Raw genomic sequence first — 19,309 nt, forward strand, 5'->3', positions numbered from 1 at the left:
CATGTCCACGCAAGCCGATCCAAGCCGTCGCAACGCCTTTATTCTTTCTGGAATGCAAGCACTAGGCGGGGCAAACCCGGCCTTGGTGGTTGCACTCAGCAGTCTGGTGGGCCAAAAGATGGCCAGCAGCCCGGATCTGGCGACCTTGCCGGTAGGCATTTTCAACCTGGGTCTGGCTGTGGGCATTCTGCCAGCCGCCTATCTGATGCGCCGACTGGGACGCCAGGGTGGCTATATCATCGGTGCCTTGCTGGGCATAGGGGCTGGCCTGCTGGCCGCCGCCGGGATCTACAGCCTGTCCTTTGTCATGTTCTGTGTGGGCACTCTGCTGGCCGGGCTGTATGCCTCTTACGTGCAAAGCTATCGTTTTGCCGCGGCCGATGACGCCAGTGATGCCTTCCGTCCCAAGGCCATTTCCTGGGTCATGGCCGGAGGGCTGCTGGGAGCGATTATCGCCACGCAGACGATTATCCATACGCAGGATATCTGGCCGGAGCACCCTTTTGCCGCCGCCTTCCTGGCACAAGCAGCCTTGGCAGCCCTGGTCCTGCCCTTCGCCTTTGGCCTGCGCCTGGCACCCGGCACACGGAATCAGCAAGAGAAAATCCCCTACACCGGACGTCCCCTGCGAGAGATTGCCTCCAATAGCTACTTCATCATTGCGCTCCTGGCCGGGGTCGCTTCCTATGTGCTGATGAACTTTTTGATGACGGCTTCGCCCTTGGCCATGGTAATGCACGGCCATAGCCTGAAAGAGTCCACCTTGGGGATTCAGTGGCATATTCTGGCCATGTTCGGCCCCAGCTTCTTTACCGGCAATCTGATCAAGCGCTTTGGCAAAATCCCCGTCACCTTTGCGGGCGTGCTCTTGCTGGGACTGGCCAGCATTGTGGCGCTGCTGGGCATGACGGTGCCGCATTTCTGGGTCAGCCTGATTTTGCTGGGTCTGGGCTGGAACTTCGGTTTCATCGGTGCCACCAATATGGTGGTGGACTGCTACCGCCCCGAAGAGCGCGGCCGCGTGCAGGCCTTGAATGACTTCATCATCTTTACCTGTGTGGCCTTGTCCTCCTTCACCTCGGGCCGCGTGCTGGCCGTGTATGGCTGGTACGGCGTCAATACTTGGACGCTGCCGATCTCGGCAGTGGTGATGCTGGCGTTGGCCTGGCTGTACTTCAAGAACAAGCGTCAGCCCTACTTCGCCAGTTAAGCAAAGCAAGGGCTCATGAAAAACGGCCCCCAAGCCTGGATGAAATCCAAGGCTTGGGGGCCGTTCTTCTTGCGTTCAAATCATCGGTAAATAAGCAGGCTTGGGGCCGCGTGGAAACTGGGCATCCAGTGCCTGAATATGCTCAGGCTGCAATATCAGATCCCCAGCAGCCGCATTTTGCTGGGCATGAGCCACACGCGATGCCTTGGGAATCACAAACACATTGGGGTCACGCAGCAAAAAAGCCAAAGCCACTTGCCGCGCAGTAGCCTGATAATGGCTGGCAATCTCGGCCAACAAGGCCCCGCCTTGAGAGTCCGGCTCGGGAAAATCATCGTGACCGAAGGGACTGTAAGCCACCACGCTGACTTGATGCTCCTGACACCAGGGCATGACTGCGTGTTCAATCGCGCGCTCGTTCAGGTGGTACAAAACCTGATTACAGGCAATTTCGCCTGGCCCGACGATGTCATACAGCTCTTCCAGATCTGGCACATCAAAATTACTGACGCCCCACTGCTTGATCTTGCCTTGCTGAACCAGCTTGTCAAAGGCAGCGCAGGTTTCTTCCAAAGGAATCTGGCCGGGCCAATGCAATAAGTACAGATCCAGATAGTCCGTGCCCAAACGCTTCAGGCTGGCTTCGCAAGCGCGAATCACGCCCTGACGGCTGGCGTTAAAGGGCAAGACCTTGGACACCAGAAACGCCTCATGACGACGACCTTGCAAAGCCTGCCCGATCAAGGTTTCTGCTTGCCCGTCGCCATACATCTCGGCGGTATCGATATGGTTCATGCCTGCGTCCAGCCCGGCCTGAAACGCAGCTATGCTTTGCGGCCAATCGGCCTGCTCTACATACCAACTGCCCTGGCCCACCCGCGAAACACGGGGTGCCGATCCTAGTTGTTCATATCGCATCAGCTTGTCCTTTCATCACTACTGTCCAAACCCGTCTCGCCATGAGCACCTTACAGTGCGTCGCGACCGCTTTCCGAAGTACGGATACGGATAGCCTGCTCGACCGGCGTCACAAAAATCTTGCCGTCGCCAATCTTGCCCGTATGGGCGGCTTTGATAATGGCTTCGATGATCGCGTCACAGCGATCAGCCGCCACCACGATATCAACACGAATCTTGGGCAGAAAATCCACCACATATTCGGCACCGCGATACAGCTCGGTATGTCCCTTTTGACGACCAAAGCCTTTCACTTCAGTCACGGTCAAGCCGTTAACATCCAGCTCTGCCAGGGCTTCGCGAACTTCATCCAGCTTGAAGGGTTTGATGATGGCCGTAATTTGTTTCATGGTTACTCGCACGTCAAATTTAAAGAGGATCGTTGGCCCCGCCCGGCAAGGACGGGCGATGACTTTCTGCTGCCAGACTCAAGCCCAGGCTCAAGTCACGACCGGTAGGCGACTGGAACAGACGCAAGCCCAGCTCAGGCAGCACCGCCAGAATGTGGTCAAAAATATCGCCCTGGATGCGCTCGTGGTCCACCCAGGCGGTTTTATTGGTAAAGCAATACACCTCGATAGGGATACCGTCTGCCGTGGGCTCCATCATGCGCACCATCTGAATCATGTCCTGATGAATTTCAGGGTGACGCTTGATATAAGCCATGCAATAAGCACGGAAGGTACCCAGGTTGGTCAGGCGACGGTAATTGACCGCATCCAGACCCGCACGGCTCAGCTCCTGATTGGAGCGCTCCAGATCTTCTTTTTTCTCGTTCAGGTAATCGCGCAGCAAGGCAAAGCGCGACAGGCTATCGACTTCAGTTGGAGTCAAAAAACGTACGCTGGAGGCATCGATGCTCAGGGTGCGCTTGATACGGCGGCCGCCCGATTCAAACATCTGACGCCAGTTGCGATAGCTCTCGGAGAACAGCTTGTAAGTGGGAATGGTGGTGACCGTCTTGTCCCAGTTCTGGACCTTGACCGTGTGCAGCGCCATATCAATGACAAAGCCATCCGCCCCGGCCTGCTTCATTTCGATCCAGTCGCCGATGCGCAACATGTCATTGGTGCTCATCTGCGTGCTGGCCACCAGCGACAGCAAGGTGTCTTTAAAGACCAGCAAGAGCACCGCCGACAAGGCACCCAGACCGGAGAGCAGCAGAACGGGGGATTGATCCAGAATGATGGAGATCATGACAATAATGCCAATCGCCCACACCGCTATCTTGGCTACTTCCACATAGCCCTTGATGGACTTGGTGCGCCCCTTGCTGGAATTGGCGTAGACCTCTTGCCAGGCCCCCAACAGGCTGACAATCGCCATGATGAGAAAGACCAGAAAGCCCAGCAAGGCCACCCGCTCTATGATTTCCAGCAAGGTCTTGGCCAGGGGCAGCAAGGTCAGATTAGAGCTGACCACCAGCAAGGGCACGGCATAGCCCACGTTGCGCACAAAGCGCTTCTTGACCAGGGCACGCGCCCAATCGTCCTTGCCCGCCACTTTCAGCAAGCGCCGCACAAGGCGCGAGAGTACGGAACTGGTCAACCAGCTGACAATCCAGACCAGCACCGTCAGCATGGCCAAACCGGCCAAAATCTGTACCCAGCGATCCTGCGGTAAATACGCTTCGATCCATTGCCATCCCAACAAATCGGCAAAGGTGCGTTCTTGCTCCATGTATTCTTCCTTGTCCAGCCAACCCCAAAAAGGGCCCGCATGGTTTCCTAGAGTCTGAAAACTATCTAATATACTGCACAGCGTCTGTTTCCTGCGGGACTGGATGACCTGCGTCAGCCCGTCCGATCCACTATAATTGCCCTCTATGTCATCAAACACCCCCTCCTCTTCCCAAGACCAGTTCGCCAATAAGGCCATGGCCTGGTCAGCTCGCTTTTCCGAGCCCGTCTCTGACCTCGTCAAACGCTACACAGCGTCGGTGGACTTTGACAAGCGCATGGCCCGCTTTGATATTCAGGGTTCTCTGGCCCACGCCAGCATGCTGGCTGCCGTCGGTGTGATCACCGAGCAGGACAAGGCCGACATTGAACGCGGCATGAGCCAGATTCTGGACGAAATCGCCCAAGGCCAGTTCCAGTGGTTGCTGGATCTGGAAGACGTGCACCTGAACATTGAAAAACGTCTGGTCGAGCTGATTGGCGATGCGGGCAAGCGCCTGCACACTGGCCGTTCACGCAATGACCAGGTCGCCACCGATATCCGCCTGTGGCTGCGCAATGAAATCGACATTGCCCTGGACCTGCTGGCCCAGATGCAGCGCAAGCTGGCTGAATTGGCACTGGCTCAGGCAGACACTATTTTGCCCGGTTTCACCCACCTGCAAGTGGCACAGCCCGTTACTTTTGGCCACCATTTGCTGGCCTATGCCGAAATGTTCCAGCGCGATGCTGAGCGTCTGCAAGACTGTCGTAAACGCGTGAACCGCCTGCCATTGGGCGCTGCCGCTCTGGCCGGTACCAGCTACCCAATCGACCGCGAAATGGTTGCCAAGCTGCTGGATTTTGACGATGTGTGCCGCAACTCGCTGGACGCTGTGTCGGATCGCGACTTCGCCATCGAATTCTGCGCCGCTGCTGCCCTGATCATGACGCACATCTCCCGCTTCTCCGAGGAGCTGGTGCTGTGGATGAGCCCACGCGTTGGCTTTATTGATCTGGCTGACCGCTTTTGCACCGGTAGCTCCATCATGCCGCAAAAGAAAAATCCCGACGTTCCCGAACTGGCCCGTGGCAAGACCGGTCGCGTCAATGGTCACCTGATTGCCTTGCTGACCTTGATGAAAGGCCAACCGCTGGCCTACAACAAGGACAACCAAGAAGACAAGGAAGGCCTGTTCGATTCGGCTGATACCATTCGCGACACCCTGACCATTTTTGTCGACCTGATCTCGGGCATCAAGGTCAAGCCAGAAGCCATGCGAGCTGCTGCGCTGCAAGGTTTTGCGACCGCTACCGATCTGGCTGATTACCTGGTCAAGAAAGGCCTGCCTTTCCGTGATGCCCACGAAACTGTGGCTTTGGCCGTGCGTGAATGTGAACAGTTGGGTTGCGACCTGGCTGATCTGAACCTGGAACAGCTGCAAAAATTTGATAGCCGTATCGAGTCGGATATTTTTGGTGTGCTGACGCTGGAAGGCTCGGTCGCTTCGCGCAAACACATCGGTGGCACCGCACCTGAGCGGGTGCGAATTGAAGCACAGCGCATTCTGGATCGTATTCCAGGCTAATAAGAGCTTCGGCTGAAAGCAGAAAAAGCCGCTCCTGTTCCAGGAGCGGCTTTTTTTATAGGTGTTGACTCAGATTTGGGCTGACGTGTTTTGTCAGTTGCGTTAGGGTTGGGACTGGAACTGCTGCTTTCGGCCAAAAGCGGACACAACTCTACTGAGGTAAAACATGATGAATCAGGTCTTCCAGTCCGCCGTAGGAGTTGACCTTGGTGGGACAAAGCTACTACTGAGGTATCGAGATCACGTCCTGCGGTTCGAAACCGGACCCGATTTCGGTGCTGCTAATCTAAGGGATATCTTGAAGGATTTTATTGGGCAATACGTCGAACCAGGCGTTGTGATCGGTATCGCTGTACCTGGCGTCGTCGAAAACGATACTGTGGTTGCCTGTGATGTCTTGCCGAAACTTGCTGGGTGGAGAGCAAATACTCTGCTTTGCCAAAAAGTCGACCAGGTTTCTTTGGTAAACGATGCGAATGCAGCACTACACGCTACTGTAATTGACTTGGCTAGTGACAAGACAGCCGTCACCGTTATGGTGGGTACTGCCATTGGTTGTGGTCTTATGCTCGACGGCAAAGTATTCCGCGGTGCAAGGGGGTGGGCTGGCGAACTTGGATATTGGCCAGTGCAGGCATCTGGCTCACAGTGGAAAAGGCTCGACGACATCGCTGGCGGACGCCACATGGCCAATAGACTTAACGTTGACGCAAACCAGTTGGCACTGTTAAGCCAACAGGGTCATCCGGCGGCATTAGAAGTGATTGCGGAAGGAGGACGCGCTCTTGGACGTGCACTTGGGGGAATCATCAATCTATTGAACCCACATCGTCTTTCAGTCGGCGGGGGCACCCTCAAGCTTGTTAGGTATTGGGCAGAGGCGCAAACCCAAATCGAAGCCTCGGCGATCCCAAGCATGCTAAAAGAGTGCGAGATACGGACAGTTCACGAATTGGAGGATCTCGTCGCGATGGGCGCCGCTCAAATTGCGCTGACAGCTCCTCGCTGAGTTCGTGGCTCGCCACCTATTTCCGCTCTAGGTCGTTTTCTGCCTAATAGATCTGCCAGCGTCTGTCAGATCAACCTGAGTCAATAAATTTATATCGCTTCAACCCACTTCCGATCCTGCCCGGATTTGCAGCTTAGACTTCATACTCAGCTTCGCTCCTGATACTGACAGGCTATTTTTACTAATTTACAACTTCAGGCTACATCTCCTGGCCAGCTAAACCCTCCAGCAACGATCAAAGAAGCGGCACCGCCCCAAAGAGCAGGTGCCGCACCCAACTTTAAGGCTGAGGCTGAATCAACAGCATTGTGCTGCTTTGTGCGTTACGACGAATATCCGAGTGCGTCACATCCATGGTCTTGCACTCGAAGTTCTCGTACAACTTCAGTTGATCCTCGTAATGCGGGCTGCGCACACCATTACGGTCGGTGAAACCGCTTTGGCCGGGCGGCATGGCATCGCAGAACTCCACGCCCTTGGCATCAAACACCACACGGTTGTTCTCCGTGCCACGGTTCTGATAGCCGGTAAAGGCAAAGGTATTGCCCGACGTCGTCTGCGGAGTGCCCGTGAAGTTCTTGTCGCTGAAGCGATGCACCGAGGTCGGCATGGTCCAGCTCTCCATCTTGGCACCCTGCTCCTGGCTCAAGCGGGCCTGCGCATTTTGCAAAGCTGTGTGCATGATTTCCTGAGACGAACGCTCACCAAAGACATTCACACGCTTGGGATCAGGGTTGGCTTCCAACGCCAAAGCACGCAACAGAACCTTGGTGCCCATGCTCAAGTTGATCGAACCAGGGTTAGGACCTTGCTGCGTGGCAAAACCAGTCTGGCTGTACATGGCGCGATGCGATTCAGGTACCACCGGAATCAGAACAAGCTTGTACATTTCTTCCAGCCAGGTTTTGAATAGCACCCGTGCCGGTCCGGCATTTTCTCCAGCTTGATCATGTTCCATGCCGTCCCAGGCCAGCAAGGTCATCAACGCCGCCTGACCAGCATCATTGGCAGGCAGACTTTGCGCCAGCTTTTCCAGATGCGGCCGGAAATAGCGCCAGTTCACATCGCTATAAGACGCCTTTTTATTGAACTCCCAGATCTCCTGCACGCTATGGACGTCCTTGTCCTGATACTGGCTGGTCAACTCGTTCATGCGGTCACCATAGGTCCAGTAGTAAGTATCCGTATTGGTCTTATCCGGCGCAGGCTTGTTGTTCCAGTTGACCAGATAGCCTTGCGGCGGATTGTAAGCTTTAGGAATCGCGTCAAAACTCTTGATGCCCTGCCACTCCATGCTGCCGTCCCCTTTGGCTGGCACGCGGATGTCCTGATCGGCAGGACGTTGGGGCAGAAAAGCAGGCGATACGTAGCCGATATTGCCGTGCTTGTCGGCGTAGTACCAATTGATCGAAATCGCCATCTTGCTGGCCTGATCCAGAAACTCCGTCCAGTTGCGCGCCTTGGCTACATTCAGCCAAGCCAGCAAGGACTGCACCTCATAACCATCCCAGCTGCGTTTCTTGCTGTAAGCCGTGCCCTGTTCGTAATCAAACTGCATCACGGGGCCGTGTACAGTGCGCCAGACCGTCATTTCACGATCAGCCTGACCGCGTACCTGGATACGCTCCTTGCGCTGCTCCATCGTGCGCCAGGCATTGTTGAACCAGTACTGATCGGCGCGCGCCGGGTTCAGTTTCTCCTGGTACATATCCACCACGTCCTGGGGACCAGCAGTCGCCCCCCAGGCAATCTCGCTATTGGTACCGAACAGAACAATCGGATAAGCAAAAGGCGTATTGCCCACCACATCAAAACCCGCGCCGTGCAGACCAATACCGTAGGTATAAGCCGGGTTGTACCAGCCAAACTGCGGGCCGTTGATCAGAACCGTAGAGCCATCCTGAACACGCTCGGGGCGGGTACTCCACAGATTGCTGGCTTTGGGTGCAAAGTCCGGGCCACGGCCACCCCAGTGCTTGTCCTGACGCTCCAGCTCAGCAGCCAGAACTTGTGAAGAAACATGGGCCAAATTCTGTGCCTCTGCTTGCGCCTTTGGTTTGGACTCGGCGGCGGGTGCCGGAGCGGTGGTGGGCGCTGTTGTGTCATTAACCCACAGCAGTTCATCAAACAAGGCACGGCCACGTTCCGGGCCGTGCTGTTTTTCCAGAGACTGACGCATGGCCAGTGCCGTCACTTCCAGATTCGTGTCGGAAAAGCGATTGGCCATGGAGCCCACCCAGATCATGACTACATCAAAGTCCGTCAGTGGCTCGGGCTGGAAATCAAAATCCACATATTCTTTAGGCAGCAGTTCAGGACGACGGCGCACCTGCTCCAGATAGGCGTTATAGCCATCGGCATAGCCACGGAAAATATCGCGCTCATCCTTGGACAAGGCTGCTATCTGCCGCTGAATGGAAGCCGGGGTGAAGTTCTGACGCACCTGCATGTCGTACTTGACGTAGACATCCTGCTCGCCAGGACCCAGAACGGCGGCTGTTGTGCCTACAAAGGAGCGGCGCGCCATATCCATCTGGAACAGACGGTCTTGGGCGACCGCATAACCATAGCCGTAATACAAGCCATAGTGGCTGTCGGCAAAGACGTGCGGCACACCATAGCTGTCACGCATCACCTCTACCGACTGCACCTGCGCGTGGGCTGGTGCCCCCGCCAAACCCAAGATCAAACCAGCGGCCGCAACCCCGGTACGAACAAGCCCTTTCTGCATATCTGTCCCTTGTTTTTATGATACTGAAAATTCTTATGAACCTAAAATATTGAAGCCAATACAAATAGGAAATCACAATGTAAAACAATCAGGATCGAAAACAAGTAAGGGCTTGCCCTAGTCAGCGCTGCTAAATAGGGGCTTGAAAACGTATTTAAAAGGACACCAGACGACCGGGATTCACTGCACTCATCATGCCAATGGCAGCCTTGACCACAGGGATCGCCAGGCCGGATAACTGATGGCCCAGAGGAATGCTGCGGTGGGTAATATCCGTCAGCATGGCAAAGTCCTCGTTGCGACCCATGACGTCGTCACTAATGGCTTTACCAATACGCACGGTTTGCGCCACGCCGTGACCACTCCAGCCATGCACCATGTACACGGGTACCGCATCCTCGGTTTTACGCGAGTCAGTTGCCCCGTTCAGAGTAAAGTCACTGATCCCGCTCCAGGAAAAGTCCAGTTGCACCTGCTCCAGCTGTGGGAAAACCGTCTGGATACGATCCAGCAGGTAGTCATTGATACGTTCGGGGGACCAACTGGTGCCGGTGCCCTGCCCGCCAAACAGCAAGCGGTTTTGACGCACGGCGCGGTAATAGTCGATCTGGAATTGCGTGTCATACACCGCACGGTCTGTTGGCAGCAACTCGCTGACTGGACACTCCAAAGGTTCAGTCACACCCACATAGGTATAGAACGGGACAGTGGTATTGGATTGCGTCGGCAAGAACTGCGAAGTCGTATCATGCACGGCCAGCACCAAGGCCTGACGGGCCAGAATCGTGCCACCGGGGGTGATAGCCAAAGCGCCCTTTTCCGTCTGCTCGATTTCCTCGACCGGGCTGCCTTCGTAAACTCGACCGCCGTGCTGAACCAGGCCGTAAACCAGTCCGCGCAGTAGCGCCAGGGGATGTAGTTGACCACCCAAGGTATCCACCACGGCACCGTGATACAAGGGCGAGCGGATTTCCTGCTCCAGTTCGTAGCTACCCACAACTTCCACGCTGGTATCACCCAGATAGCGGCGAGCATCCGCCCCCTCTACCAATGCACCCATATGACCTGCGTGAACAGCAGCCGTTAAATGACCACGGCGACGATCAAAATCCAGCTCGTAATCCTGAGCAATCTGATCGAGCAGATCCATGGCTTCATGCGACGCGAAGCGCCATAAACGACGAGCCTCATCCAAAGGCAGATGGGCAATCATATCCGCGGCTTCCCAACGGGCCAGGCCGGGAGTCAGCTGACCACCGTTTCGACCTGAAGCGGCGGAGCCAATACTGTCTTTTTCTACCAGCACCACGTCCAGGCCGGAGCGGGCCAGGTGCAAGGCGGTAGAGGCCCCCAGCAAGCCACCACCCACTACCAGCACATCACATTGCGTGTCGGCTTGCAGGGGCTCAAAGCGGTTCCAGGGGGCAAGCGATGCTTCGTAATACGTCGCGGGCGCGACGGCTTCGTTCAGATGGCCTTGTCGCCAGTTCCACAATCGGGGGTTACTGACCAGCAGGCTCTCTGCATTGGAAACATCATTTAAAAGAGTCGGTTTAGAAATAAGCATAAATGTCCTGTGTCTGTTACGGCCTTTTGGCCGCCTGGATCACAGAGCGGAATGCTCCGGTGACGCCCCGTCAACGCGGCGTTCCGTTCTGTCTCGTTATCAACACCCCGTTGTAAAAACGGGGTGGAACGATCTTCTTCTACGCTGTAGAATTAATTTATTCTACTCTGTAGAGTTAAACTTGGCAAATCTGCCCTTTCCCTATCAAAGGAACTCTATTGGCCCAAGCACCCGCCACGCGCACACGCAAACTGAATAAGGACGAGCTGGTCATCGCCGCCGTCACCTTGATGGAGGAAGCCGGAGACAGCGGCTTTTCTTTACGCAAGCTGGGAGAGCGAGTCGGTTGCGATCCCATGGCCGTGCTCTATCACTTCAAGTCCAAGGACGGCTTGCTGCGTGCGATGGCAGATTATTTGACGGGCCGCATTCAGGCCGTGGATACGGGTCTGTCGTGGACAGAGCGTTTGTATGAATTGGCCCGACAGTATCGTGAGCTGGCCTTGGGCCACCCACAGACTTTTCAGCAAATGCAGCGTTTTCTGAATACCGGCAAGGCCGACTATCTGGTTCTTGAGCAGGTATACAGGGCCTTGCGCGATGGCGGTTTGAGCGATGCCGAAATCCCCGCCGCCTGTGTGGGCTGGTATGCCGCTTTATATGGATTGATTCAGGGCGAGCTGGGTGGACTTATCCGCCCGGTGACTGAAGAAGAGCTAAACGAACTGGAACAATGGCCCGCCGAGGATGTGCCTATGCTGCGCCAGATTCTGCCGCGCTTTGTGCATCTGCAATCCGAGCAGGTATTCAAGATGATGATGGAGCTGATACACGATGGCTTGATTGCCCATGCTGGTAAAGCGGCGACACCTGCCACCAAGCAGTAAAACCAGCAACGGACCGAATCAAACACACAAAACCGATCAGCCAGCCTAGCCTTCAAACGTGGTGATGAAAAGCATGTAGCTGCCGGCCACCTTGGCAAGGACACGGGCTGGCTCATGCCCACATTTCGAGAAAAACACCTGAACGGGACTGATCCTTCAGCCAGCCTTTAAAACGTGACACCACCGAAATGGTCGGTGTTGAAGGCAACAGCACCTTGGACGAACGAGCCGACAAAGCCCTCCAAGAAAAACAAAACGCCCCACAAATTGGAACTTTGTCCAATTCGCAGGGCATTTCATATCAAGCCTTCTTAGGTGTACTTAGCGGGTAAAGACTGCAATCGATTCCACGTGTGCCGTGTGCGGGAACATATTCACCACACCCGCCGATTCCAGCGTGTAACCACCTTGGTGAACCAGTACACCGGCGTCACGAGCCAAGGTGCCAGGGCTACAGGACACATAAACCAGACGCTCGGGGCGTTCGTGCTTTTCCAGCTGCGCCAAAGCAGTGGCGACCGCAAAGGCACCATCACGCGGCGGGTCAATCAACATGCGATCAAAATGGCCCAGGTCACGCAGCCATTGCACGTCCACCTCAAACAGATTCAGCGTTGTAAATTTCGCCTTGTCCTGCAAATTGTGGGCCAAGGCCGCTTCACCGGCACGTTCTGTCAAAGTGCTGCTGCCTTCAATGCCAACCACCTCGGCGGCACGGCGTGCCAGCGGCAGGCTGAAGTTACCCAGACCACAGAACAAGTCCGCCACACGATGCTCGGGCTTGACGTCCAGCAGGGTCAAGGCACGCGAGATCAGGCTGCGGTTAATGTCGTGGTTCACCTGCGTAAAGTCCGTAGGACGATACGGCATACGCAAATCAAATTCGGGCAGTGCGTAGGCCAGCTTGTCCGCATCTTCACGCAGCAAAGGATGCGCCGTTTCCGGGCCCTTGGGCTGCAGCCACCAGCTAATGTCGTGCTCCTGACCGAAGCTCTGCAAACGCTGGATATCCTCGCTGGTCAGCGGCTCCATATGGCGCAAGGTCAAGGTGGTGATCTTGTCGCCCATGGCCAGCTCGATCTGCGGCAAGCGATCCGGGCGGGACAGGCCTGCCAAACAAGAACGCAAGGGCTCCAGCAAGGCAGAAACTTTGGCGGGCAACACACGACATTCCGTCATGTCCACCACATAGCGACCATTCTTTTCACGAAAGCCGACCAGCACCCCACCCTTTTTGGGCACGTAGCGCATGGAGAACCGGGCGCGGTAACGGTAACCCCAGTAAGGGCCGTGCAAGGGTGACAGCACGCGACCTGGCTTTACCTTGCCAATATGACCCAGGGAATCTTCCAGCACGCGCTGCTTGACCGCAACCTGGGCCGAGGGCTCCAGATGCTGCATGGCACAGCCACCACAGACACCAAAGTTGGGACAGGGAGGTTCAGCACGCTGCGACGAGACTTTCAACAAGGCCGTCATGCGGGCTTTATCGTAAGAGTCCTTGGAGCGCACCGTCTCGGCCAGCACTTCCTCGCCGGGCAAGGCACCTTCCACAAACACCACTTTGCCCTCTTTGTGGGCGACGCCGCGTCCTTCCAGATCCAGCGATTCAATTAACAATACGTCAGACATTCGATAAAAACCTAAATAAGCGTCCTGCCAAGCAGAATGGCGCAGTTGCATTGCTGCAAACGATGGCGAATCGCTGATTTTACAATGAGCATTCGGCACAACGGGTAAAAACAAGCAGAACGCGGCCATAGCGGCTCGGCGACACGATGAAATCTGTTGTACCCGGGCTGAACAAGAGGCATGGCCTTCAAGCATGGAGGTGGATTTTAATTAAACGAGTCATTCCTCTCCGAGCGGCCAGCGACAAGGCACAAAAAAAGCGGCCAGAAGCCGCTTTTTTCAGTCCAGATACCCAGCTTATCGCGTAGGCAGGTACGAGATCGGGTTGACCGGCGTACCGGAGCGCCGAATCTCGAAGTGCAGTCGTGGCGAGGTGGTGTCAGATTGACCCAGATCGGCAATACGCTGCCCTTTCTTCACCTGCTGACCCGTTTTAACGTGCAAGACACTGTTATGGGCGTAAGCAGTAATAAAGCCATTGCTATGACCGACCAGAACCATGGAGCCTAAACCGCGCACACCGTTACCGGCGTACATGATCTTGCCATCCGCTGCGGCAACCACGGGGTCACCCACCTTGCCTTCGATATCAATACCCTTGGTCGAGGCATTGAAACCCTGGATGATCTTGCCACTGGCAGGCCAGCCCCAGGCGATCAGAGCCGCGTCGCTGGCGCGAGGCGCAGACACGGGCGTTTCAGTCTTGACCGGGGTGGCCGGGCTGACTGGCGAGGTCTGTGTGCTACCGCTACCGGCTGGGCGAGTCGTCACTGCCGCCATCGAGGTATTGCCGTCCAGACGCAAGGTTTGACCCACGCGCAACATGGAAGGATCCGTAATCTGGTTCAACTGGATCAGCGAGTTCACGTCCATGCCGTGCGCTTGTGCAATCTTGTAGAGCGTATCGCCGGGGCGTACCACATAGGTACCCGAGGCACTGCTGACGCTGCCTGCCGCCGAAGAGGAACTCAGGTCAGTGACTGGGGCACGCTCATTACGGCTTGCACAACCAGCCAGCAGGGTACTGGTGACCACAGCCGCCACCAGGCACTGACGGGGCGTCAAGAACCACTGTGTACCGGTGGAAGCAGCGGTTAACGGTAACCTGACTGCATGCTGCATATAAATCTCCTGAGAATATCTGACTAAATCTGGGTTCCGGCTCGCATCGGCACGAAGCGAACCGCATCAAGTTCTTCACGACGCCAAGTGGCCTGTCCGGTGCGTTCCACCAAAACCAGGCGCTGTTGTGTCGTACCTTCAGGGGCGATCAGTCTCCCCCCCAATGTTAATTGTTCCAATAAGGTTCTGGGAATGACCGGACCGGCTGCCGCCACAACAATAGCATCATATGGTGCCGCGGCAGGGTAACCTTGCATTCCGTCACCAAACATTATTCGAGCCCGTTGCGACAGCCCTAATTGGCGCATGTGATCGCGGGCCATATCACACAAGCCTTTGATACGTTCTACCGCATACACTTCTTTGACCAATTGTGCCAAAACAGCAGCCTGATAACCACATCCGGCCCCCACTTCCAGCACCTTGGTCGGTATTTTCTGGTCACACACCAGGCTGATCATATGGGCTACAACCCAAGGCTGGGAGATGGTCTGCGCAAAGCCTATAGGCAAGGCATCATCTTCATAGGCCCGACTGGCCAAACCCTGATCAACAAACTGATGGCGCGGTACTGCCTGCATGGCCGCCAGCACTCGTTCGTCGGTAATTCCCTGTCGGCGCAAGCGCTCGATCATCATGCCACGCGAGCGTTCCGAGTTCAAACCCAGGTTGACACTTGTTGACACTTGCGGTGACAAAATGGCCGACGGTGTCGGTTGTAACTGGCCCCGTTGCACAATACGGGTATTGCTGTTGCTGGCAGACAGGCCACTGCCCAGGCTGGACTTGCCAAACCGGTTCCGAGTGCCGTCTGCAAAAGGATAGCGCTTGCCTGGTTTACTTGTCATTGCATCCAGTCCCGCAATCCGGCCAGTTGCTCGTGGTGAGTCAGGTCCGCGCGCAAGGGAGTAATGGATACTGCACCTTGTTCGACGGCACCGAAATCTGTGCCCTTCTCGCTATCGGACACACCACCAACACGGCCAATCCAGTACACGGGCTCGCCATAAGGCGTCTGGCTTTTTACAACCGGCTCCGAAGGATGACGCTTGCCCAGGCGGGTGACTTGCGTGCCCTTCAAGGCTTCGTAGGGCAAACACGGAATATTCACGTTCAGCAAGGTATTGGCCGCCAACGGCTTCTTCTGACAGCGCTGTACCAGATCTCGTGCCACGCGCGCTGCGCTGTCCAGGTTCTTCCAGCCGCGTTCGATCAGGGAAAACGCAATCGCGGGAATACCGAACAAATGGCCTTCCATCGCGGCCGCCACCGTGCCCGAATACAAGGTGTCGTCGCCCATATTGGCGCCGTTATTAATGCCGGACACAATCAGATCGGGACGGAAATCCAGCAGGCCTGTCAGGGCCACGTGCACACAATCGGACGGTGTACCATTAACAAAATAAAAACCATTGCTGGCCTGGCGCAGCGACAGGGGACGATTCAAGGTCAGGGAATTGCTGGCACCGCTGCAATTGGTCTCGGGTGCAATGACAGTCAGCTCACCCAGTCCTTGCAAGGCTTCATACAAAGCCTCGATACCGGCTGCTGTATAGCCATCATCGTTGGAGACCAGAATACGCATGCTTTACTTTTCCGTTAAAAATCTAACAGGGGCAGCAAATTGTACCCGCTGCCTTTGGTATTTTGCTGCAAGGCCGGTAGAATCCGCGCAACAATAATTGTGGAGCTCAATCCTCATGAACGCCGTTTCTTTTGCTGTGGCCGCCCCGCTTGTCGCCCTCTTGTCCTATTTGCTGGGATCCCTGCCGTTTGCCGTAATCGTCAGCAAGATCATGGGCTTGCAAGACCCTCGCACCTTTGGTTCGAAAAATCCGGGAGCCACTAATGTACTACGTAGCGGCAATAAAAAAGCAGCTGTCCTGACCTTGTTGGGCGATGCCTTCAAAGGCTGGCTGGCTGTCTTTCTGACCCAACAGGCCATCGGCAACTGGGGCTGGGCACCGACTTTACTGGGTGTCAGCGCCTTTTTTGCCTTTTTGGGTCACTTGTACCCGGTCTTTCTGGGCTTTAAAGGCGGTAAAGGCGTGGCAACCGCGCTGGGTGTCATCCTGGCCCTGCTGCCCTGGCTGGCTCTGGCTACCGCCGCTACCTGGCTGATTATCGCTTATGTCAGCCGTTACTCGTCGCTGGCAGCCATCATCAGTGCCGTGTTCGCCCCCTTGTTTTACCTGCTCGGTGCCAAGGTGGTCTGGCCCATGAATGCCTCTATTGCCACGGCCCTGGTCCTGATCAGTGCCTTCTTGCTCTGGCGTCACCAGGAAAACATTCGTCGTCTGATGACGGGTAAAGAAAGCAAGATCGGTTCCAAGAAAAAATAAGCACTAGCGCTCTTGCTGGGAGACAGGCTGGTTCACACAAGCCAGATCCCAGCGAGGCCGGATGGCAAAGCCATGCTGGCTATCATCCAACGTCACCAAACCGTGCTTGACCCGCATGGCCGCCGCAAAAGCAATCATGGCTCCGTTATCGGTACAGAACTCCAGCGGTGGAAAGAACACCTCGCCCTTCAAACGCGCCACGGCTTTCTGTAAATAAGCCCGCAAGTGGCGGTTGGCACCCACACCACCGGCAACCACCAGACGTTTCAAGCCCGTTTGCTTCAAGGCCTTGATCGCCTTGGCGGCCAGCACGTCCACAATGGCGGCCTCGGTCGCAGCAGCCAGATCAGCGCGTTGCCGTTCGGTAATCCCGCCCTCTTCCGCTTCCAGCTTGCGCAAGCGCGTCAGCACGGCGGTTTTCAAACCACTAAAGCTGAAATCCAGATCCTTGCTGTGCATCATGGGACGCGGCAGCTCGTACACGCTGGGGTCACCCTGTTCAGCCAGGCGCGACAAGGCCGGGCCGCCGGGATAGCCCAGGCCCATCAGCTTGGCGCTTTTATCAAAGGCTTCGCCCGCTGCATCGTCCAGCGTTTCACCCAGCAATTCATACTGACCCACACCATCTACACGCATCAGCTGAGTATGGCCCCCCGAGACCAGCAAGGCCACAAAGGGAAAGTCGGGACGCGGCTCGGCCAATAAGGGCGAGAGCAAATGACCTTCCAGGTGATGGATAGCAATCGTCGGTTTTTTCAGCGACCAGGCAATCGACTGCGCCACACTGGCTCCCACCAGCAAGGCACCGGCCAGACCGGGGCCGGCGGTATAGGCAATGGCATCGACCTGATCGAGCTGCATATGGCAAGAAGCCAACACCTGCCGTGTCAAAGGCAGGACGCGGCGGATATGATCGCGAGAGGCCAGTTCAGGCACCACCCCACCATATTCACGGTGCATGGCGATCTGGCTGTGCAAGGCATGGGCCAGCAGGCCCTGTTCCGTGCTGACCAGCGCCACGCCGGTTTCATCGCAGGAACTTTCAAATCCAAGAATATTCATGGCGCTTATTTTAGCCTGCTGTATTGGGGAAAATAGGAATTTATCCCCTCAAGACAATCAGCGGATAGTGTCTGGGTTGTGCCGATACATCGCGACAAAGGGGGGCGACGCAGTGGCACACTCGTGGTTAAAATCCCGCATCGATAATTTCACGCTCCGATCGCCTAATAATCACAAGGAGGCTGCCCATGTTTGAACGTCTCTTCAAACTCACTGAGCATGGCACCAACGTCCGTACCGAGGTCCTGGCTGGTATCACTACCTTCCTGACCATGTCCTACATTATTTTTGTGAATCCAGACATCCTGTCGTCCACAGGGATGGATCGCAATGCCATTTTTGTAGCCACCTGCCTGGCTGCTGCTCTGGGCACGTTCATCATGGCCTTTGTGGCCAACTGGCCTATCGGCATGGCGCCGGGCATGGGCCTGAACGCCTTTTTTGCGTTCACCGTGGTCGCCACCCTGGGCTATACCTGGCAACAGGCACTGGGCGCGGTCTTTATTTCCGGCGTGATCTTCCTGATTCTGACAGTGACCGGCATCCGGTCCTGGCTGATTCGGGGCATTCCCAAATCCCTGCAAAGCGCCATTGCCGCCGGTATCGGCATGTTCCTGGGCCTGATCGCCCTGATGAACTCGGGCATTGTGGTTGCCCACCCCGCGACCAAGATTGGTCTGGGTGATCTGACCCAACCTGCTGCACTGTACGCGATTCTGGGCTTTTTCATTATTGCCGCCCTGGACGCACTGAAAGTACGCGGTGCAATCCTGATCGGCATTCTGGCCGTGACCATTCTGTCCATGCTGACCGGTCACAGCGAATTTGGTGGTGTCGTCTCCACCCCGCCCTCACTGATGCCCACCTTCATGCAGCTGGACATCATGGGTGCCCTGCACACCGGCTTTGTTCACGTGATTCTGGTTCTGGTTCTGGTTGAGGTGTTTGACGCCACGGGCACCATGATCGGGGTAGCCAAGCGCGCTCGCCTGATTGAAGAAGGCAAGCCCAATCGCCTGGGCCGCGCCCTTCTGGCTGACAGCACCGCCATTGTGGCGGGTTCCATGTTGGGTACCAGCAGCACCACAGCCTACGTGGAAAGCGCCTCGGGTGTGCAAGCCGGTGGCCGTACAGGTCTGACAGCGCTGACCATTGGTGTCCTGTTCCTGCTGGCCCTGTTTTTCTCACCACTGGCCGCGACCGTTCCCGGTTACGCCACCGCCCCCGCCTTGCTGTATGTGGCGTGCTTGATGATGCGCGAAATTACTGAGGTGAAATGGGACGACATGACCGAGGCCGTGCCTGCTGCCCTGGCTGCCTTCACCATGCCCTTCACCTACTCGATTGCCAACGGTCTGGCCTTTGGTTTTATCAGCTACGTGATCCTGAAGCTGACGACCGGCCGCTGGCGCAGTATCCACCTGGCCACACTGATTGTCGCCATCTTGTTTGTGATCAAGTACGCAATCGCTACGGAATGAAAAACCCTTTAGCAAACTCGTTTGGCGCTTTAGGGCTGCCTGGAAAACGAGTACACTGATTG

The 19,309-nt window shown here is 56.1% G+C and carries 16 protein-coding genes; 6 read left to right on the forward strand and 10 right to left on the reverse strand.

The window, feature by feature from the left end; genetic code table 11:
* Position 1: 1 nt before the first annotated feature.
* Positions 2–1,210 (forward strand): MFS transporter, encoded by a 1,209-nt coding sequence (locus U2949_RS17535; RefSeq protein ID WP_035271794.1) that lies wholly within the window; start codon positions 2–4, stop codon positions 1,208–1,210.
* Positions 1,211–1,285: 75 nt separating this feature from the next.
* Here U2949_RS17535 and U2949_RS17540 read toward each other — a convergent pair whose 3' ends face one another.
* The 3 genes from U2949_RS17540 to U2949_RS17550 are packed head-to-tail and all read right to left on the reverse strand — an operon-like array spanning position 1,286 to position 3,847.
* Complete coding sequence (locus tag U2949_RS17540) at positions 1,286–2,128, reverse strand: aldo/keto reductase (RefSeq protein WP_321289096.1); 843 nt, start codon at positions 2,126–2,128, stop codon at positions 1,286–1,288.
* 50 nt (positions 2,129–2,178) lie between these two features.
* A complete protein-coding gene (locus U2949_RS17545; RefSeq protein WP_003799650.1) occupies positions 2,179–2,517 on the reverse strand; it encodes a P-II family nitrogen regulator in 339 nt (112 codons plus the stop codon).
* A 19-nt stretch (positions 2,518–2,536) separates the two neighbouring features.
* Positions 2,537–3,847 carry a mechanosensitive ion channel family protein gene (locus tag U2949_RS17550; RefSeq protein WP_026483336.1) on the reverse strand — a complete coding sequence of 437 codons (1,311 nt, stop codon included), beginning with the start codon at positions 3,845–3,847 and terminating at the stop codon, positions 2,537–2,539.
* Between the two features lie 145 nt (positions 3,848–3,992).
* Between U2949_RS17550 and argH the strand changes: the two genes are divergently transcribed.
* Together argH and U2949_RS17560 are read left to right on the forward strand one after the other, a co-directional pair.
* On the forward strand, positions 3,993–5,414 hold the full coding sequence (gene argH, locus U2949_RS17555; protein ID WP_026483337.1) for an argininosuccinate lyase: 1,422 nt from the start codon (positions 3,993–3,995) through the stop codon (positions 5,412–5,414).
* A gap of 166 nt (positions 5,415–5,580) precedes the next feature.
* Positions 5,581–6,423 (forward strand): ROK family protein, encoded by an 843-nt coding sequence (locus U2949_RS17560; RefSeq protein WP_026483338.1) that lies wholly within the window; start codon positions 5,581–5,583, stop codon positions 6,421–6,423.
* A 280-nt stretch (positions 6,424–6,703) separates the two neighbouring features.
* Here U2949_RS17560 and U2949_RS17565 read toward each other — a convergent pair whose 3' ends face one another.
* Positions 6,704–9,154: a penicillin G acylase gene (locus U2949_RS17565; protein WP_321289099.1), complete on the reverse strand. Its 2,451-nt coding sequence runs from the start codon at positions 9,152–9,154 to the stop codon at positions 6,704–6,706.
* 154 nt (positions 9,155–9,308) lie between these two features.
* The gene (locus tag U2949_RS17570; RefSeq protein ID WP_321289101.1) at positions 9,309–10,721 is read right to left on the reverse strand and encodes an NAD(P)/FAD-dependent oxidoreductase; all 1,413 of its coding nucleotides are present in this window, start codon (positions 10,719–10,721) and stop codon (positions 9,309–9,311) included.
* Between the two features lie 218 nt (positions 10,722–10,939).
* Here U2949_RS17570 and U2949_RS17575 point away from each other — a divergent pair, with 218 nt between their 5' ends.
* On the forward strand, positions 10,940–11,608 hold the full coding sequence (locus U2949_RS17575; protein ID WP_257722621.1) for a TetR/AcrR family transcriptional regulator: 669 nt from the start codon (positions 10,940–10,942) through the stop codon (positions 11,606–11,608).
* A 321-nt stretch (positions 11,609–11,929) separates the two neighbouring features.
* Here the strand turns inward: U2949_RS17575 and rlmD are convergent, their stop codons facing one another.
* The 4 genes from rlmD to surE form a co-directional block, all read right to left on the reverse strand.
* On the reverse strand, positions 11,930–13,240 hold the full coding sequence (gene rlmD / locus U2949_RS17580; protein WP_321289104.1) for a 23S rRNA (uracil(1939)-C(5))-methyltransferase RlmD: 1,311 nt from the start codon (positions 13,238–13,240) through the stop codon (positions 11,930–11,932).
* 297 nt (positions 13,241–13,537) lie between these two features.
* Complete coding sequence (locus U2949_RS17585) at positions 13,538–14,362, reverse strand: peptidoglycan DD-metalloendopeptidase family protein (RefSeq protein WP_009462088.1); 825 nt, start codon at positions 14,360–14,362, stop codon at positions 13,538–13,540.
* A 23-nt stretch (positions 14,363–14,385) separates the two neighbouring features.
* Positions 14,386–15,210, reverse strand: a complete 825-nt coding sequence (locus U2949_RS17590) for a protein-L-isoaspartate(D-aspartate) O-methyltransferase (protein WP_009462090.1) — start codon at positions 15,208–15,210, stop codon at positions 14,386–14,388.
* Positions 15,207–15,947, reverse strand: coding sequence for a 5'/3'-nucleotidase SurE (surE, locus tag U2949_RS17595; RefSeq protein ID WP_226349772.1), 741 nt, complete (start codon positions 15,945–15,947; stop codon positions 15,207–15,209). Before surE ends, U2949_RS17590 begins: the two co-directional genes overlap by 4 nt.
* Positions 15,948–16,062: 115 nt before the next feature.
* Here surE and plsY point away from each other — a divergent pair, with 115 nt between their 5' ends.
* On the forward strand, positions 16,063–16,704 hold the full coding sequence (gene plsY, locus U2949_RS17600) for a glycerol-3-phosphate 1-O-acyltransferase PlsY (RefSeq protein ID WP_321289108.1): 642 nt from the start codon (positions 16,063–16,065) through the stop codon (positions 16,702–16,704).
* 3 nt (positions 16,705–16,707) lie between these two features.
* On the opposite strand, the gene tsaD is transcribed toward plsY, so the two are convergent.
* Positions 16,708–17,766, reverse strand: a complete 1,059-nt coding sequence (gene tsaD / locus U2949_RS17605) for a tRNA (adenosine(37)-N6)-threonylcarbamoyltransferase complex transferase subunit TsaD (RefSeq protein ID WP_321289110.1) — start codon at positions 17,764–17,766, stop codon at positions 16,708–16,710.
* 188 nt (positions 17,767–17,954) lie between these two features.
* Between tsaD and U2949_RS17610 the strand changes: the two genes are divergently transcribed.
* The gene (locus tag U2949_RS17610) at positions 17,955–19,247 is read left to right on the forward strand and encodes an NCS2 family permease (RefSeq protein ID WP_021446536.1); all 1,293 of its coding nucleotides are present in this window, start codon (positions 17,955–17,957) and stop codon (positions 19,245–19,247) included.
* Positions 19,248–19,309: the final 62 nt, after the last annotated feature.

The organism is Alcaligenes phenolicus (assembly GCF_032063905.1).
In the GTDB taxonomy this organism is placed as follows: domain Bacteria; phylum Pseudomonadota; class Gammaproteobacteria; order Burkholderiales; family Burkholderiaceae_B; genus Alcaligenes; species Alcaligenes phenolicus.

What these genes read in the sequence shown, in the direction of transcription:
- U2949_RS17535 (WP_035271794.1), top strand. Translation starts at nt 2, where the DNA reads ATGTCCACGCAAGCCGATCCAAGCCGTCGCAACGCCTTTATTCTTTCT.
- U2949_RS17565 (WP_321289099.1), bottom strand. Translation starts at nt 9,154, where the DNA reads ATGCAGAAAGGGCTTGTTCGTACCGGGGTTGCGGCCGCTGGTTTGATC.
- U2949_RS17570 (WP_321289101.1), bottom strand. Translation starts at nt 10,721, where the DNA reads ATGCTTATTTCTAAACCGACTCTTTTAAATGATGTTTCCAATGCAGAG.
- argH (WP_026483337.1), top strand. Translation starts at nt 3,993, where the DNA reads ATGTCATCAAACACCCCCTCCTCTTCCCAAGACCAGTTCGCCAATAAG.
- tsaD (WP_321289110.1), bottom strand. Translation starts at nt 17,766, where the DNA reads ATGAATATTCTTGGATTTGAAAGTTCCTGCGATGAAACCGGCGTGGCG.
- plsY (WP_321289108.1), top strand. Translation starts at nt 16,063, where the DNA reads ATGAACGCCGTTTCTTTTGCTGTGGCCGCCCCGCTTGTCGCCCTCTTG.
- rlmD (WP_321289104.1), bottom strand. Translation starts at nt 13,240, where the DNA reads ATGTCTGACGTATTGTTAATTGAATCGCTGGATCTGGAAGGACGCGGC.
- surE (WP_226349772.1), bottom strand. Translation starts at nt 15,947, where the DNA reads ATGCGTATTCTGGTCTCCAACGATGATGGCTATACAGCAGCCGGTATC.
- U2949_RS17560 (WP_026483338.1), top strand. Translation starts at nt 5,581, where the DNA reads ATGATGAATCAGGTCTTCCAGTCCGCCGTAGGAGTTGACCTTGGTGGG.
- U2949_RS17590 (WP_009462090.1), bottom strand. Translation starts at nt 15,210, where the DNA reads ATGACAAGTAAACCAGGCAAGCGCTATCCTTTTGCAGACGGCACTCGG.
- U2949_RS17585 (WP_009462088.1), bottom strand. Translation starts at nt 14,362, where the DNA reads ATGCAGCATGCAGTCAGGTTACCGTTAACCGCTGCTTCCACCGGTACA.
- U2949_RS17545 (WP_003799650.1), bottom strand. Translation starts at nt 2,517, where the DNA reads ATGAAACAAATTACGGCCATCATCAAACCCTTCAAGCTGGATGAAGTT.
- U2949_RS17550 (WP_026483336.1), bottom strand. Translation starts at nt 3,847, where the DNA reads ATGGAGCAAGAACGCACCTTTGCCGATTTGTTGGGATGGCAATGGATC.
- U2949_RS17540 (WP_321289096.1), bottom strand. Translation starts at nt 2,128, where the DNA reads ATGCGATATGAACAACTAGGATCGGCACCCCGTGTTTCGCGGGTGGGC.
- U2949_RS17610 (WP_021446536.1), top strand. Translation starts at nt 17,955, where the DNA reads ATGTTTGAACGTCTCTTCAAACTCACTGAGCATGGCACCAACGTCCGT.